Annotated in this window: 13 protein-coding genes; 3 read left to right on the top strand and 10 right to left on the bottom strand. The window is 62.0% G+C overall.

Going from position 1 to position 15,345, the window contains the following annotated elements; genetic code table 11:
* Positions 1 to 336: 336 nt before the first annotated feature.
* The 6 genes from AC07VG_RS01145 to AC07VG_RS01170 all read right to left on the bottom strand — a co-directional run bounded on the left by AC07VG_RS01145 (position 337) and on the right by AC07VG_RS01170 (position 7,079).
* Complete coding sequence (locus tag AC07VG_RS01145; protein WP_495000979.1) at positions 337 to 1,323, bottom strand: TRAP transporter substrate-binding protein; 987 nt, start codon at positions 1,321 to 1,323, stop codon at positions 337 to 339.
* Positions 1,324 to 1,516: 193 nt separating this feature from the next.
* The gene (locus AC07VG_RS01150) at positions 1,517 to 2,329 is read right to left on the bottom strand and encodes an HpcH/HpaI aldolase/citrate lyase family protein (RefSeq protein ID WP_495000980.1); all 813 of its coding nucleotides are present in this window, start codon (positions 2,327 to 2,329) and stop codon (positions 1,517 to 1,519) included.
* Positions 2,330 to 2,490: 161 nt separating this feature from the next.
* Positions 2,491 to 3,705, bottom strand: a complete 1,215-nt coding sequence (locus tag AC07VG_RS01155) for a CaiB/BaiF CoA transferase family protein (RefSeq protein WP_495020299.1) — start codon at positions 3,703 to 3,705, stop codon at positions 2,491 to 2,493.
* Entirely contained in the window at positions 3,705 to 5,054 is a 1,350-nt protein-coding gene (locus AC07VG_RS01160) for an MmgE/PrpD family protein (protein ID WP_495020300.1), read from the bottom strand. Before AC07VG_RS01160 ends, AC07VG_RS01155 begins: the two co-directional genes overlap by 1 nt.
* A 10-nt stretch (positions 5,055 to 5,064) precedes the next feature.
* Positions 5,065 to 6,228 (bottom strand): acyl-CoA dehydrogenase family protein, encoded by a 1,164-nt coding sequence (locus tag AC07VG_RS01165; RefSeq protein ID WP_495000983.1) that lies wholly within the window; start codon positions 6,226 to 6,228, stop codon positions 5,065 to 5,067.
* A gap of 23 nt (positions 6,229 to 6,251) precedes the next feature.
* The gene (locus AC07VG_RS01170) at positions 6,252 to 7,079 is read right to left on the bottom strand and encodes an HTD2 family dehydratase (protein ID WP_495000984.1); all 828 of its coding nucleotides are present in this window, start codon (positions 7,077 to 7,079) and stop codon (positions 6,252 to 6,254) included.
* Between the two features lie 146 nt (positions 7,080 to 7,225).
* Here AC07VG_RS01170 and AC07VG_RS01175 point away from each other — a divergent pair, with 146 nt between their 5' ends.
* Together AC07VG_RS01175 and tal are read left to right on the top strand one after the other, a co-directional pair.
* Positions 7,226 to 8,119 (top strand): LysR family transcriptional regulator, encoded by an 894-nt coding sequence (locus AC07VG_RS01175; protein WP_495000985.1) that lies wholly within the window; start codon positions 7,226 to 7,228, stop codon positions 8,117 to 8,119.
* Positions 8,120 to 8,251: 132 nt separating this feature from the next.
* A complete protein-coding gene (gene tal, locus AC07VG_RS01180; protein WP_495000986.1) occupies positions 8,252 to 9,172 on the top strand; it encodes a transaldolase in 921 nt (306 codons plus the stop codon).
* Positions 9,173 to 9,366: 194 nt separating this feature from the next.
* On the opposite strand, the gene AC07VG_RS01185 is transcribed toward tal, so the two are convergent.
* On the bottom strand, positions 9,367 to 9,570 hold the full coding sequence (locus AC07VG_RS01185; protein WP_495000987.1) for a co-regulatory protein PtrA N-terminal domain-containing protein: 204 nt from the start codon (positions 9,568 to 9,570) through the stop codon (positions 9,367 to 9,369).
* Between the two features lie 216 nt (positions 9,571 to 9,786).
* On the opposite strand from AC07VG_RS01185, the gene AC07VG_RS01190 reads away from it, so the two are divergent.
* A complete protein-coding gene (locus tag AC07VG_RS01190; protein WP_495000988.1) occupies positions 9,787 to 10,683 on the top strand; it encodes a LysR family transcriptional regulator in 897 nt (298 codons plus the stop codon).
* A gap of 3 nt (positions 10,684 to 10,686) precedes the next feature.
* Here AC07VG_RS01190 and AC07VG_RS01195 read toward each other — a convergent pair whose 3' ends face one another.
* The 3 genes from AC07VG_RS01195 to AC07VG_RS01205 all read right to left on the bottom strand — a co-directional run bounded on the left by AC07VG_RS01195 (position 10,687) and on the right by AC07VG_RS01205 (position 15,103).
* Positions 10,687 to 11,931: a cyclic di-GMP phosphodiesterase gene (locus AC07VG_RS01195; protein ID WP_495020301.1), complete on the bottom strand. Its 1,245-nt coding sequence runs from the start codon at positions 11,929 to 11,931 to the stop codon at positions 10,687 to 10,689.
* Between the two features lie 51 nt (positions 11,932 to 11,982).
* Positions 11,983 to 13,605: a methyl-accepting chemotaxis protein gene (locus AC07VG_RS01200; protein WP_495000990.1), complete on the bottom strand. Its 1,623-nt coding sequence runs from the start codon at positions 13,603 to 13,605 to the stop codon at positions 11,983 to 11,985.
* 217 nt (positions 13,606 to 13,822) lie between these two features.
* Entirely contained in the window at positions 13,823 to 15,103 is a 1,281-nt protein-coding gene (locus AC07VG_RS01205; RefSeq protein WP_495000991.1) for an HAD family hydrolase, read from the bottom strand.
* Positions 15,104 to 15,345 lie beyond the last annotated feature (242 nt).

Raw genomic sequence — 15,345 nt, forward strand, 5'->3', positions numbered from 1 at the left:
TTGCTGGCGATGAGGCCCATGAGCCTTGCATCGCGTATCCGGACGCCATCGCCGGCAAGCCAGCTCCTACAGGATTTGTGTCGTATGCAAATGGGGTGTTCAACACAGATCCCTTGTGGGAGCCGGCTTGCTGGCGATGAGGCCCGTGAGCCTTGCATCGCGTATCCGGACGCCATCGCTGGCAAGCCAGCTCCTACAGGATTTGTGTCGTATGCAAATTTGCTGTTCGACACAAATCCCCTGTGGGAGCGGAGCTTGCCCGCGAAGAGGCCCGTGAGCCTTGCATCGCCTGATCGGCCTACAGGGGGTCGGTGTTCACAAGCCAAACGCCGCCGATCAGGGCTGGTTGGACTTGTCCGCCGCGTCGATCAGGTCGGCGCCGATATCCCCCTCGAACTTCTTCCACACCGGCTTCATCGCCTCGCGCCATTGCGCGCGCTCTTGCGGGGTCAGCTCGACGATTTCACTGGTCTTGGCATCGACGATCTTCCGCTTGGCGCTCTGGTTCAGCGCTTCGGCCTGCTTGTTCACTTCGACGGTGACCTCGGCCATGATCTTGTCCAGCTCGCTGCGGATATCCGGTGGCAAGCCGTCCCAGAACTTGCTGTTGGTGATCACCATGTAGTCGATCAGGCCATGGTTGGACTCGGTGAAATACTTCTGCACCTCGTTGACCTTCTGGCTCTCATAGTTCGACCAGGTGTTCTCGGTGCCGTTGACGGTGCCAGTCTGCAAACCCTGGTAAACCTCGGCGAAGCTCATCTTGCGCGGGTTGGCGCGAATCGCCTTGAACTGCTCCTCCAGCACGCTGGACGCCTGGACGCGGAATTTCAGACCACGGGCATCACCCGGGACATGCAGTGCCTTGTTCGCGGAAATCTGCTTCAGGCCGTTGTGCCAATAGGCCAGGCCGAGAATGCCCTTGCCCTGCATCGCGCTCAGCAGCACCTTGCCCTGGGCGTCCTGGAAGCGGTCGACGGCGGCCATGTCGTTGAACAGAAACGGCAGGTCATAGATCTGGATCTGCTTGGTGTACTGCTCGAACTTGGCCAGGGACGGCGCCAGCATCTGCACGTCACCGAGCAGCAGGGCTTCCATTTCCTTGCCGTCGCCGAACAGCGACGAGTTGGGATAGACCTCGACCTTGACCCGGCCCGGCAGGCGTTCTTCGGCGAGTTTTTTGAACAGCAGCGCGCCCTGCCCCTTGGGCGTGTTTTCCGCGACGACGTGGGCGAACTTGATCACGATGGGTTCGGCCGCCTGGGCCAGGCCGGCGGCGAGTAAGGTGGCGGCGCAGAGCAGCGCCCGGGTCAACTTGAACATGTAAGTCACCTTCTTATTGTTGTGTTGTAGGCAGGTTGCCTAAAGCCATGCGTATAGAGAATTTCGAATTTTGAGTACCTGCGTTCAGCTCAGGTGAACGCTCCGTAAACCCTGGGCTTATTACCGAAGGTTGAATACGGCGGGACCTCCGATTGCCAAGTAGGGAACGGCCTGTTTTGGCGGCGGTTATCGCCTACGCCAGCGCCAACAAACGCCGTGCTCGCAACAGGACCGGCGCGTCGACCATCTGCCCGTCGACCTGATAGGCCCCTGCGCCGTCGCTGCCGGCGTCCACCACGCGCCGAGCCCAGGCCAGGTCCTCGGCGCTCGGCGCCAGGGCGGCGTGGATCACCGGCACCTGCCGGGGGTGAATGCACAGCGCACCGGCAAAGCCCATTTCATAGGCGTGGCGGATCGAGCGGTGCAAACCCTCTGGGTCATCGATGGCCGGATGCACGCCGTCGAGTGGTGCCACCAGGCCAGCGGCGCGCGAATGTACGATCAACGCCAGACGGGCTTGGTCGAGGGCGAAATGCGCGGCATCCGAGCCGCTGCTCAGATTGAGGTCCAGGGCCAGGTCCAGGCCGCCGAAGGACAGGCGCTCGACGCCTGGGGCGCTGGCGATTTCGGCGAGGTTCAACAGGCCTCGGGCACTTTCGATGATTGGCCATACGAGTTTTCCGGTCGCGGCCACGGCGCCGACCTGGGCCGCGCTCTCGACCTTGGGCAGCAGTACGCCGCTGACCCCGGGGTGTTGTTTGCAGAACGCCAAGTCGGCTGTGTGCTCGGCATGGTCCGGGGCATTGACCCGTACCAGGACCCGGGCCTGGGGATGGGCGCTGAGGAATTGCCCGAGATGCTCACGGGCAATTCGCTTGAGCGGTTCCTCGACGGCATCTTCGAAGTCGACAATCACAGCATCGGCGCCGCTGGCCAGGGCTTTGGCGAAACGCTCGGGACGGCTGCCGGGCACAAAGAGCGCGGAGCGGGCAATGGATGGAGACATAGTGAATTCCTTGATTTTCTGTATATGACGCGGGAGACCGTCGATACACGATCCCTGTAGGAACCGGCTTGCTGGCGATGGCGGTTTTTCAGTCGGCAGAGATGTCGGCTATCAGATCGCATCGCCAGCAAGCTGGCTCCTACAAGGTGTGCGGCGTATTTTCAGACCACCCCATCCACCCGCAGCTGCTCCACCGCCTCGGCGGAGAAGCCCAGCTCACCAAGGATCGCCCCGGTGTGCTCGCCCAACCCCGGCACCGCATCCATCCGCGGCGCAAACGCCGCATTGCGCGCCGGTGGCAGCAGGGCCGGGAGTTTCCCCGACGGGCTCTCGACCTCACGCCAACCATCCCGAGCCTTGAGCTGCGGGTGCTCCCACACGCCCTGCATATCATTGACCCGGGCATTGGCGATCTGCGCCTCTTCCAGCCGGGCAATCACCTGCTCGGTGCTGAGCCGGGCAAAGCTGTCGACGATGATCTGGCGCAACACCTCACGATTGGCCGAACGCTTGAAGTTGGCCGAAAAGCGCTCGTCCACCGCCAGCTCCGGGGTCAGCAGCACCTTGTCGCAGAACGCCGCCCATTCACGTTCGTTCTGCAGCCCGAGCATCACCGTGCCGCCGTCGCCCGCCGGAAACGGGCCATAGGGATAAATGGTCGAGTGCGCCGCGCCCGCCCGTGGCGGCGGCGCGGCGCCGTCGAAGGCGTAATACATCGGGTAGCCCATCCACTCCACCAGGCTTTCCAGCATGCTGACGTCGATGCGGCTACCCTCCCCGGTTTTCTCCCGCAGCAACAACGCAGAGAGAATGCCGCTGTAGGCGTACATGCCGGCGGAGATATCGGCGATCGAGCAGCCGGCCTTCGCCAACTCATCCTCACCCGCCCCACCGGTCACCGAAAGAAAGCCGCCCTCGCTCTGGATCAGCAAGTCGTAGGCCTTTTTCTTCTCATAAGGACCGCCTGCGCCATAACCGGAAATATCGCAGACGATCAGCCGTGGAAAACGTTCGTGCAGCGCCTCAAAGGACAAGCCCATACGGGCGGCGGCGCCCGGTGCGAGGTTTTGCACCAGCACGTCGGCCTCGCCCAGCAACTGCTGGAGGATGTTATCGGCGGCGTCCTGCTTGAGATCCAGGGTCAGACTTTCCTTGGAACGGTTGGTCCAGACGAAGTGCGAGGCCAGGCCGCGAACACGCTCGTCATAGCCACGAGCGAAATCTCCGCTGCCGGGGCGTTCGATCTTCACCACCCGGGCGCCCAGATCGGCCAGTTGCCGCGTGCAAAATGGCGCGGCGATGGCATGTTCAAGACTGATCACAGTGATGCCATCCAACGGACGCGGTGCTGGGGTATTGCCTGCTACCGTATTCATCAGCGCAGCTCCTTCAAGTCAGTGCTGTTGCGCAGGTCCCAGACCTGGCGGATCAAACCTTCGACCTGCCCAGGCGTGCGAGCACCGGAGAACTGCAGCAGACGACGGAATTTATCTTCCAGCTCGGCTCGCGACAGACTGTTGCCAGGATCACCCTTGGGCTCGTCGATCGCGCCGTACAGCGTGCGGCCGTCGACCGTGCTGACCACCACCCGGCCCAGCCAGCGTTGGGGATAGGCAGCGTCAACTTCCGGGTCCAAGGTCATCCTGACTTTCTCGCGAAACGTCGCCACCGCCGGATCGGTCAATGACCGCTGGTGAAACTCCGGCAGCCCGGCCTTGCCATGCACGGCGATCAGGCCCAACACGGTGCCCATGGAAAATTTGGCCTGGTGCACGCTCTGCGGCACCTTGACCCGTCCCAGCACATCAATGGCGCTCTGATGCACACGGGTTTCCACGTGCCGAATCTGTTCATGGCCCAAGCCTTCCTGCCACATCAGCTCCAGCAACGCATCGGCCGCCGGATGGGTATGACGGCAGGACGCATGGAACTTGAACGAGGTTTCCACCAACGCCCAACGGCTGCCCAGGCGGTCGGACAGTTTCGTCGGATCGGCATCGCTGGACATACCGGCGGCCAGCCCCTGGTCGCCTTCGAGAATATTGCGCGCACCGGTCAAACCGTCTGCCGTCAGGTAGGCGGCCAGCAAGCCATCCGCCGCGGCCTTGGCGGTGTGCAACTGCTTGGAGTCGGCGGCATCGCGGAGGAACTCCCAGAGCCCCGCGGCCTGGGTACCCGCACTGCCCAGCAGGTTGGTAAATTGCTCCTGGTCGAAATCCATCAGCTTGCCCACGGCCACGGCCGCCGCCAGGGTGCCAACCGTGGCCGTGGTGTGGAAGATCCGGTAGTGGGAACGGCCAAGGAACTCGCCGATACGAATCCCTGCCTCATAGCCGGCTACCGACGCCAGCAGCAACTCGCGACCGGACTTGCCCAGGTCCTGGGCCGCCGCCAGGGCCGCCGGGAACACCACGGTGGCCGGGTGCAGCACGGAGCTATTGTGCAAGTCATCCTGCTCCACCAGATGGGACGACGCGGCGTTCACCAGGGCGGCGAAATATGCCGAGCTGCCCTGGCCATTGACCAGGATCCGCGCCGGGCCATCCGCCGGGCCCATCTTGCCGGCATAGGCTTCGAACAGCGGAATCGGGTGCGCGCCCTGGCTGGCCAGGGCCGAGGCCAGCCAGTCGAGGAACAGCTCTTCGGTACGCTCGAACACCGCTTGCGGCACCTGTTCGTAACGCAGGCCGGCGAGGAATTCGCAAAGGGCTTGGGTATGGCTCATGCTCGGTTCCTCAGAAGCTGCGCGGCAGTTCGAGCAAGTGCTCGGCCACGTAGGACAGGATCAAGTTGGTCGATATCGGCGCCACCTGGTACAGGCGGGTCTCGCGAAACTTGCGCTCGACGTCGTATTCGCAGGCGAAACCAAAACCGCCGTGGGTCTGCAGACAGGCATTGGCCGCTTCCCAGGACGCCTTGGCCGCCAGGTACTTGGCCATATTGGCGCTGGCCCCGGCGTTCTGGCCGCTGTCGTATTCCTCGCAGGCGCGCCAGCGCATCAGGTCGGCGGCCTCGATCTCGATATGCGCTTCAGCAATCGGGAACTGCACACCCTGGTTCTGCCCGATGGGCCGGCCGAACACCACCCGGTCGCGGGCATAGGCGCTGGCTTTTTCGATAAACCAGCGGCCGTCGCCGATGCACTCGGCGGCGATCAGCGTGCGTTCGGCATTCAGGCCGTCGAGGATGTAGCGAAAGCCCTTGCCCTCTTCGCCGATCAGGCTGTCGGCGGGGATTTCCAAGTTGTCGAAGAACAGCTCGTTGGTCTCGTGGTTGACCATATTGGCGATCGGTTGCACGGTCAGGCCGTTGCCGATGGCCTCGCGCAGGTCGACCAGGAAAATCGACATGCCTTCGGATTTCTTCTGCACCTCGGCCAGCGGCGTGGTCCGGGCCAGCAGGATCATCAGGTCGGAATGCTGGACCCGCGAGATCCAGACTTTCTGCCCATTGATCACATACTTGTCGCCGTGCTTGACTGCGGTGGTCTTGATCTTGGTGGTGTCGGTGCCGGTGGTGGGCTCGGTGACGCCCATCGATTGCAGGCGCAACTCGCCGCTGGCCAGCTTCGGCAGGTAGAAGCGTTTCTGCGCCTCGCTGCCGTGGCGCAACAGGGTGAACATGTTGTACATCTGGCCGTGCACGGTGCCGGAGTTACCGCCGCAGCGGTTGACTTCCTCAAGGATCACCGAGGCTTCGGCCAGGCCCAGGCCGGAGCCACCATACTCTTCGGGAATCATTGCCGACAGCCAGCCAGCGTCGGTCAGGGCTTTGACGAACGCTTCGGGGAAACCCTTCTCTTCATCGATCTTGCGCCAGTAGGCGGCATCGAATTCAGCGCACAGGGCACGAACACCCTCGCGAATGGCATTAAGTTCTTCGTTGTTATTCGGATTCATGGAGGTGATAGCCTTTTTTATTGTCAGTCGAAGTGCACTTCAGCCTGCTGGGCCAGGCCATTGGCGTTGCCAGCCCAGAGCTGGGCAACGCCGGGGCTGAGAATCCGTCCACCGACTTCGAAGGGTTGCGGGGCGATCAACGGGCGCACACCGCGATAGGAGAAGCGCCGCAGGGTCGCTTGCGGATTGGCCCTGCAGAACGCCCGCAGGTTCAGGGTGGCGATCATCGGACCGTGCACCACCAGGCCCGAATAACCTTCGGTGTCGGTGACGTAGGGGAAGTCGTAATGGATGCGGTGACCGTTGAAGGTCACGGCGCTGTAGCGGAACAGCAAGGTCGGCGTCGGTTCCACGGCTTCGCGCCAGTCGCCCTGGGTCAGCGTCTCACCGCTGCTTTGCTTGGGCGGCGTCGGTTCGCGATAGACGATGTCCTGTTCTTCGCGAATCGCCAGCCGACCGTCCTGGGCGTATTCATGCCGTACGGTGACAAACAGCAAGGCGCCGCTGCGCCCCTGCTTTTCCTCGATATGACTGATGGTCGACAAGCGGGTCGCATCGTGACCGGCCCGCAGCTGCTCGAAGAACTCAAGGCGCCCACCGGCCCACATGCGATTGCGATTGTCCGCCGGCGGCAGGAAACCGCCACGGGCCGGATGGCCGTCGCTGCCCAACAGGCTCTCGGCCAGCGGCTCCTGGAAGAAACACCATTGCCACAGCGGCGGCAGCGCCTCGCCATGGGCCGGAGCCGGTTCGCCAAAGGTCGCGGCGATACGCTTGAGCAAGTTGCGGCTCAATTGGTCGTGGGCTTCTTCGGTCCGTCCTAGCCAGGCACTCAGGTCTGTCGCACTCATGGAAGGTTTCTCCTTGCCGGTTGTTGTCATAAACCGATGATGCAAGGCGCAGCCCGTTCCGAGAATTTGCATTTCTATAAGCCGGCGTTCAGTTATGCTGAACGCCAACGTCCCACCTGCACGCAACCCCTGAGCGGAGTCGCCCCATGCATTTCGATCTGGCGGATCTACGCCTCTTTATCCATATCGCCGAATCGCCGAGCCTGACCCAGGGTGCCCGCCGCGCCTTTCTCTCGCCGGCCGCCGCCAGCGCGCGGATCAAAGCCCTGGAAGCGCAACTCGACACTCGCCTGCTGTACCGCGACAGCCGTGGCGTGGAAGTCACCCCGGCTGGCCAGCGGTTGCTGCAACACGCACGGTTGATCATGCGCCAGGTCGACTATCTGAAAAGCGAGTTCACCCGCTACGGTGGCGACTCCGCCGGGCATATCCGTATTTTCGCCAACACCACGGCGGTGACCGAGTTCCTCCCGGAAGTGTTGGCCGGCTTCCTCTCCCAGCGCCCCGGGGTGACGGTGGACCTGCAGGAGCGCCTGTCGCGGGACATTGTTCGTGGCGTACTCGACGGTACCACCGATATGGGCATCATCGCCGGCCCGGTGGAAGCCAGCGGCCTGCAGGTGATGCACTTCAGCACCGACCGCCTGGTACTGATCGTACCCGTGGCGCATCCGCTGGCGGCGCAGCAGTCGGTGACCTTCGGCCAGACTTTGGCGTTCCAGCATATCGGCCTGCACGAAGGCAGCACCTTGCTAAGCTTTTTGCGCGAGCATGTCGAACGGCTCGGCAAGACCTTGTCGTTGCGTATCCAGGTCTCCAGCTTCGAAGCCATCTGCCGTATGGTCGAAGCCGGGGTCGGCATCGGCATCATTCCCGAGTCCGCCGCCGTGCGGCACAGCCGGACCATGGAGCTGGTGACTGTGGCCCTGGACGAGCCCTGGGCCATTCGCGAGCGCAGCATCCTGGTGCGCGAGCTCGAAGCCCTGCCCGGGACCATACGCGCCTTGATCGCCACGCTGATGCCCGGGACACAAACCTGAACAGTCCTACAGTTTGAGTTGCACAAAGCCCTGCTTCGGCGGCATTCTTGAAGGTATTCGACTGACAGAACTTTTCACCTCAGCCGCACTCAATCAGTGCATGGATCCACGCCCTTCCCGACAGAGACGCTCATGACTTCGAAGCTTGCACAACTCAAGCAGTTCACCACCGTGGTCGCGGACACCGGCGACCTCGACGCCATTACCCGCCTCAAGCCGGTCGACGCCACCACCAACCCTTCGCTGCTGCTCAAGGCCGCGGCGCTGCCAGGCTACGCCGACCTGCTCAAGGCCGCCGTGGCCCACGCCAAGGGCGATGTGGGCCTGGCCTGCGATCATTTCGCGGTGTCCGTGGGCAGTGGCATTCTCAAGGCGATTCCCGGGCGTATTTCCACCGAAGTCGACGCGCGCCTGTCCTTCGATGAAACCGCGCTGCTGAGCAAGGCCCACCAGTTGATCGAGCTGTACGACAAGGCCGGTGTCAGCCGTGACCGCGTGCTGATCAAGCTGGCGTCGACCTGGGAAGGTATCCGCACCGCCGAGAAACTGGAGAAGGATGGCATCCAGACCAACCTGACCCTGCTGTTCTCCTTCGCCCAGGCCGCGGCCTGCGCCGACGCCGGGGTGTTCCTGATCTCGCCGTTCGTGGGCCGGATCTACGACTGGTACAAGAAGTCCACCGGCAACGAATACAGTGGTGCCGACGATCCGGGCGTGCAGTCGGTAACGCGCATCTACAACTACTACAAGTCCAACGACTACAAGACCGTGGTCATGGGCGCGAGCTTCCGCAACCTCAACCAGATCGAACAACTGGCCGGTTGCGACCGCCTGACCATCAGCCCCGACCTCCTGGAAAAGCTCGCTCAGGACGAAGGTCAGTTGGAACGTCGACTGCTGCCGGGTGCAGCCGGTGAACCACGCCTGCACCTGAATGAAGCGCAGTTCCGCTGGGCCTCCAACGAAGACGCCATGGCCACCGAGAAACTCGCCGAGGGTATTCGTCAGTTCGCCCGGGATCAGGAAAAACTGGAAGCCTTGCTGGCTCAGTAACCGGTACTTTACTCGCCGCCAAAACAACCCGGGCAGTCGGCTACTCCGCTACCCGGGACACTGCTCGCCTTGGGTCCTGCTGCCACACGGCCAGTCAGCGACCCGTTTGATACAGTCCCGGCGCCCCTCACCAGGCGTTAAACGCCTGTGGGGCGAACCGGTCGGCCTTTCGGCCCGACCACATACGCCCACCGTCAATTGGTGCGTTCGACGCTATCGGACGCAGCCTGCTTACCGGCTGCCACGGCCTGGGCCTTTTCCGACTGTTGGTAATGGGCCATGGAAACATCACGTGCCGCTTCCATGCGCGCCATGACCTTATCGCTGCCACCTTCGGCCATGGCCGCAACGGAGGCGGTCATCAGGGTTACGATCAACAACGCTTTAAGGGATTTCATCAGTCACTCTCCAATAGTTTGAGTTCGTCAGCACGGGTTCCTGCTGACTTGGGCTCATCCTATCGAGTGGCGCATTTCAGCCTGTTCCCCGCAGGATGAAATTTTTTACAGGAACACCCGCTCGAGAGAACCACGGTGCAAGCCGTCCCCGGTGCTGGATAAGCGCCAGGCAACGCCCTAGAATCCGCAGAGCATTGATTCTGGAAAACAGACAATATGGATCGTATCGACTGCATGCGTGCGTTTGTCGCCACCGTCGGCGCCAATGGCTTTGCCGCCGCGGCCCGGGCTATGGATGTGCCGCGCTCGAAAGTCAGCAAGCAGATCCAGGCGCTGGAAGAAGCCATTGGCGTGCAACTGCTGCAACGCACCACCCGCAGCCTGCACCTGACCGAGGCCGGCGCCGAATACTATGAAGCAGCCCGCGAGCTGCTGGCATCCCTGGACGAAACCGAACAACGGGCCCGCGATGGCGTCGGCGAGCTGCGCGGCGTGCTGCGGGTCAATGCGCCCATGTCCTTCGGACTGCGACGGCTGGGACCGCTGATTCCGCTGTTCCACCAGCAGCATCCGAACGTGGAACTGCAACTGGTGCTCAGCGACCAGCAAGTCGACCCGGTGCGCGGCGGCTTCGATGTCACCCTGCGCATCGCCAGCCTGCCGGACTCTTCCCTGGTCGCCCGTTTGCTCGCCCCCGCGCCACGGATCATGGTGGCCTCGCCGGCCTATCTGGCGCGGGCCGGCATACCCCAGACACCGAAGGACCTGACCAGCCATCAATTCCTGAACTACGGCTACCTGCAAAGTGGTGTCAGTCTGCAACTGAGCAATGGCAAGGAAACCCTGCGAGTCAATGTCACCGGGCCGCTGCACGCCAACAACGGCGACCTGCTGGCTCAGGCGGCGCAAGCCGGCATGGGCATCGCCCTGCTGCCCGATTTTATCGTCGAGGATGCCCTGGCTGCCGGCACCCTGGTCCCGCTGCTGTGCGAATGGAAGGCCCCGGCGATCAGCATCAACGCGGTCTACCCCTCGTCGCGCCGGGTGCCGCAGAAGACCCGGGCCTTTATCGAGTTCCTGGTCAAGGCACTGGCGGTGGGCGCAACGGCCTGAGCGCTAGGCGGTATTGAAGATCGACTGCTTGCCAATGGAAATGCCCGACCACAGCTCGTCCAGGTGCTTGAACCCCCACTTATTGACCGACTCCAGGCTGGTGATCGAGTCCTGTTCGCTGGCAACGGCAAGATCGATGACACTCTGGGTGATGGGCATGCGCAGTTTCGAGGAGTAAAACACCTTCACCCGGGGCGTCAGCAATGACTGCTCATGCTGCTCCATGACGATCCCCAGACGACCGCTGTGCAACAGCACCAGGGCACCCACCGGATAGATTCCGATGCAGCGGACAAAGGCATGGAAGACCTGCTCATCGAACTGACCTTTCCAATCGGCCATTTTCCGAATCGCCTCGGCCGCCGTCCAGGCCTGCTTGCCATGTCGCTCGGAGGTCACCGAGTCATAGCTGTCACACACCGCGGCCATCCGCGAAAACAGGCTGATCTGCGTCCCGCAGAGCTTGTGCGGATAACCGCTGCCATCGACTCTCTCGTGATGATGCAGGCAGACATCCACCACCCGCGGACTGAAATGACGGGTGTCGAGCAGCAGCTTCGCGCCGATCTCGGGATGTCGGCGCAGGCTCTCGAACTCGGCCTCCGTGAGCGGCAAGGTTTTATTGAGCAACTGCGCCGGCAGCATCATCTTGCCCACTTCATGCAGGATGCCCGCCATACCGGCTTCTTTCACCAGGCCTGCGGGCAGGTTCAGGCGGTAGGCCAGGCTCATCATCAGCGCGCATACCGCCACTGAATGCATATAGGTGTACTCATCACTGGTCTTGAGCCGGGCCAGGCTGATCAATGCATCGGGGTGACGGATCAGCGAATCCGAGATATCGGCGATCAGTTGGGTAACCTGCTCGGGATCAACCGCCCGGCCCATTCGCAGATCGCTGAACAGGCTCAGCACCGCGACCTTGGTCCGCGCGCACAAGCTCAATGCGTGGATCACTTCATCGCTCATGGCGATCCGCGGGCGATTGCGTGGACGCTCCTGTGCAGGAATGACCAGCGGTTCGAGCGCCGATGCCGCCGCCGAAGCCAGCTCCTCGGCCTGGAGATCCAGCCCCTTGCTGGTATCTATCCAGAGCGCGGCGAGGCCGGAGCTACGGATCTTCTGCAGATCCTCTTCGTTATCGAGCAGAAAGTGACTGCGCCAGAATGGGTGATCCATCCAGGAGCCGCAAAAGGATTGCACATACATACCGACACGAAGCTCGCTCACCTGTATCTGTCTTAGCATGACGAACATCCTGGTTTCTTATCACGCTGGAGCACCTCGCTGGAGGTCCGGCTACAGCGAAAACCGCGCGATCAGGTGATTCAGGCTTCCCGCCAGTTTCGACAGCTCGCCACTGGCGATCGACGTCTGGCTGGCGGCCGACGAGCTTTGAATGGAAAGATCACGAATACTCATCAGGTTACGGTCAACTGACCTGGACACCTGCGCCTGTTGCTCGGAAGCCGTGGCGATCAGCAGGTTCTTTTCATTGATATGCGAGATCGACAGGGTCACCTCCTTGATTGCCAGGCCCGTCTCGTGGGCCAGTGAACGGGTCACCCGGGTTTCTTCGCTGCTGTGGTTCATCGACTCCACGGCCTTCTTCGAGTCGAGCTGGATACCCTTGACCATCTGCTCGATTTCCTGGGTCGACTGCTGGGTCCGATGGGCCAGGGCACGTACCTCGTCCGCGACCACCGCAAAGCCACGGCCCTGCTCGCCAGCCCGGGCGGCTTCGATGGCGGCGTTCAACGCCAGCAGGTTGGTCTGCTCGGCGATGGCGCCAATCACGTCGAGCACCTTGGCAATATGCAGGGCCTGTCCGGCCAGACCTTCTATATCGGTTTTGGTCTGTTCGACACGGCTGCTCAAGCGCTCAATGGAGCCGATGGTTTCATCGACTCGATCCTGGACGATCCGTGCCGAGCTTTCCGAGGCCTGGGTGGACTGTGAAGCCGCAACGGCATTTCTGGCCACTTCCTCGACCGCGGCGGTCATCTGGTTGACCGCGGTGGCGGCCTGGTCGGTTTCAACGCTCTGCTTTTGAATACCCTTCGTCGACTCATGGGTAATCGCGCTCATCTGCTCAGCCGCCGAGGCCAGCTGTCGGGACGAGTCGGAGATATGTTCGATGGTGTTCTTGAGACTCGAACGCATGGCGGCGGCGACCGTCTGCAGGTCGGTGATTTCATCCCGCCCGCTGACCTCCACCTTGCTCTTCAGGTCACCGTCGGCGATCTTCTGCATCGACAGACGCAGGGCATTGATCGGCTGCGCGATACTGCGGGTAAACAGCAGCGCCACGGCACAACTGATCACCAGGGCCAGCACCATGAATATCAGTGTCAGCAAGAGCGCGCTGTCATAGCTGGTGTTTGACAGCTGCCCCGAATGCTCGGCCCCCTCCTCGTTGAGGCGGATCAGCGCTTGAATCGAAGCTTGCAACTTCTTCGCCGCGTCACTGGTGGTGTCACGAATGAAGTGGGTCATGCTCTCGAAGGATGCGGCCGAACTCATGCTCACCAGTCGATCGATCAGGTCCTGGTAATTGCGCACATCACTGATCACCTGATCATAAAGCTGTTTTTCTTCGGGACTGGAAACCCGCGAAGCATATTTTTCGGTTTCCTGGCTCAGGACGACTTTCAGCGCCTGCAGTTTGTCCAGGGAGCTTTTGCTTTGGCGCTCTTCATCCATGACAAAGCGACGGGCATCGAGCCGGTAGAGTTGCCCCGCATCTTGAATGCGACCGGCCTGACGCACACTCGGCAGCCAGTCCGTTTGCAGCCTCAGAGACGCGTCGTGGATTTCTTTCATCCGATACAGCGAGGTCACTCCGAGGCTGATCAGCAACAGGCAGATCAGCCCGAAAGCGAGGGCCGATCTGAGGGTCAACCTGATGTTCCTTGTCTTCATGAAACCACTCCGAGGCCAGGCTGCGTGAACGTTCGCTTGCGGGGACGCCAATCACTCCAGCAGTGTAGTACGTCCCTTGCAAAGGAGCGGTTTCAGCGTTCGGGTCACCTTGGCTGGCGCTCGATATGACGTGCCAGTTGTATCAACAGGCCTTTGGGCGAAAACCTTTATTACCGCGACTCACGGGCAGCCTGGCGCCACCCGCGAGCCGACAGACTTACGCCAGCAGCTTGCGCTCGGTCTTGCCGTACTTGATCGACTTCTCATCCGGAATCATCAGGCCGGTCTGTTCGTCGCGCCCCTGCAGGACGAAACGGGCGTCCGCCTTGCCCAACTGCTCGGCGGCCTTCTGGCTGTCGGCACCGATCTCGCCCTTTTTCATGCGGTTGACAATCACGCCCACGGCGGTGTCCTTGAAGTCACGCAGCATCCAGGCATCGCCGTCGCTGTCGCCAGCCACCAGCACCGGGCCATAGCCCTTCTTCGCCACCAGCACGTTCTTGATCCCGACGGTCTTGCCCGGGCCGTAGTTGAAGTGCCAGCCCGGCAGGTAGCTGCTGTCGTACTTGCCGTCTTTCATCGCCAGGCGCAGGCCGATCACGTTTTCCGGCGGTACGCCATAACCGTAGTTGGGATGGCCAGCGAACACCCGGACCACGTCATCGATGGACGCGGTGCTGATATAGACGTCGATGCCGTTGGCTCGCAGCGTGTGCATCAGGCCACGGATTTCCTCGTGGATACGGATGCCGTGGAAGTGCGTATCGGCGACCACCCCGGCCTTGCCCGGCAAGCTGCGCGGGCTCTCGTACCTGACCTTGCGCAGGCCATCACCCAGGTCATGGTTGTTGGAGGCCTCGGCCATCGCCTGCAACTCGGCGGTGCTCATGTTCTTGTAGAAGTAGATGATCCACTTGTAGCCGATCTCCACCGGGTAGCTGTCGCAGATCGCGTCATACATGAAGTAGAGCTTGGTGAAGAAGTCCTTGAACTGATCGGTGGCCTGGATTTCCTCCAGGCTCTTGCTGCCGGCCAGGCCCTGGTAGTTGGCGTGCAACCAGCGGTAGTCGGCTTCGACGTCGGCGGCGATGTCTTCCATGTTCACTGGCTTGCCGTCGACCGTCAGGTAGTCCTTCATAAACGCACCGTTCGGCACGTCCTGGCGCAGCACGGCGGCAAACTCGTCGGGGTTGAGTTTGTACTGCAAGTGGTTCATCTGGTAGACCAGCAGCGCCTCTTCGCAGTCGTTCATGATGCAGGTGTTGTCCCAGTCGAACACCGCGTACGGGCGTTTGTCCGGGTGGTAGGACGCACTCTTCAGGCCATGCTGGTCGAGCACCGCCTGCAGGCGCTTCTGGTTCAACGGCGACCAGCGCGCCGGGTCCAGTGCGCTCGGCGTGGCCTTGGCGGTGGAGGCCTCGGCAAGGCGGCCACTCAACAACAAGGGACTGACAACGGAAACGGCGGCAAGGGTATTCAGAAACTGGCGACGCTGCATGGCATAACTCCTGGAATTAGAAGAATGGTCGCAAACGGGGCGACGGCGAGAGCGTGTTTCAAGACAAGGGCGCAGGGGACGGGCCGCCCGGCGACGAGGCTAGCGCCAAATGCATATAAATACAACAATGCCACAATATTACACATTTATGGCACATCGACACTTTCTCACCGACAGTGATGGGCGACCGAACTTGACAGCGCTGTCCCGTCTTCCACAATGCGTGCTCGGATAGCGATCCC

The sequence above is a fragment of the Pseudomonas sp. GW821-FHT03C07 genome (assembly GCF_059420925.1).

Coding starts and splice junctions, on each gene's coding strand:
- AC07VG_RS01145 (WP_495000979.1), bottom strand. CDS start 1,323: ATGTTCAAGTTGACCCGGGCGCTGCTCTGCGCCGCCACCTTACTCGCC.
- AC07VG_RS01150 (WP_495000980.1), bottom strand. CDS start 2,329: ATGTCTCCATCCATTGCCCGCTCCGCGCTCTTTGTGCCCGGCAGCCGT.
- AC07VG_RS01155 (WP_495020299.1), bottom strand. CDS start 3,705: ATGAATACGGTAGCAGGCAATACCCCAGCACCGCGTCCGTTGGATGGC.
- AC07VG_RS01160 (WP_495020300.1), bottom strand. CDS start 5,054: ATGAGCCATACCCAAGCCCTTTGCGAATTCCTCGCCGGCCTGCGTTAC.
- AC07VG_RS01165 (WP_495000983.1), bottom strand. CDS start 6,228: ATGAATCCGAATAACAACGAAGAACTTAATGCCATTCGCGAGGGTGTT.
- AC07VG_RS01170 (WP_495000984.1), bottom strand. CDS start 7,079: ATGAGTGCGACAGACCTGAGTGCCTGGCTAGGACGGACCGAAGAAGCC.
- AC07VG_RS01175 (WP_495000985.1), top strand. CDS start 7,226: ATGCATTTCGATCTGGCGGATCTACGCCTCTTTATCCATATCGCCGAA.
- tal (WP_495000986.1), top strand. CDS start 8,252: ATGACTTCGAAGCTTGCACAACTCAAGCAGTTCACCACCGTGGTCGCG.
- AC07VG_RS01185 (WP_495000987.1), bottom strand. CDS start 9,570: ATGAAATCCCTTAAAGCGTTGTTGATCGTAACCCTGATGACCGCCTCC.
- AC07VG_RS01190 (WP_495000988.1), top strand. CDS start 9,787: ATGGATCGTATCGACTGCATGCGTGCGTTTGTCGCCACCGTCGGCGCC.
- AC07VG_RS01195 (WP_495020301.1), bottom strand. CDS start 11,931: ATGCTAAGACAGATACAGGTGAGCGAGCTTCGTGTCGGTATGTATGTG.
- AC07VG_RS01200 (WP_495000990.1), bottom strand. CDS start 13,605: ATGAAGACAAGGAACATCAGGTTGACCCTCAGATCGGCCCTCGCTTTC.
- AC07VG_RS01205 (WP_495000991.1), bottom strand. CDS start 15,103: ATGCAGCGTCGCCAGTTTCTGAATACCCTTGCCGCCGTTTCCGTTGTC.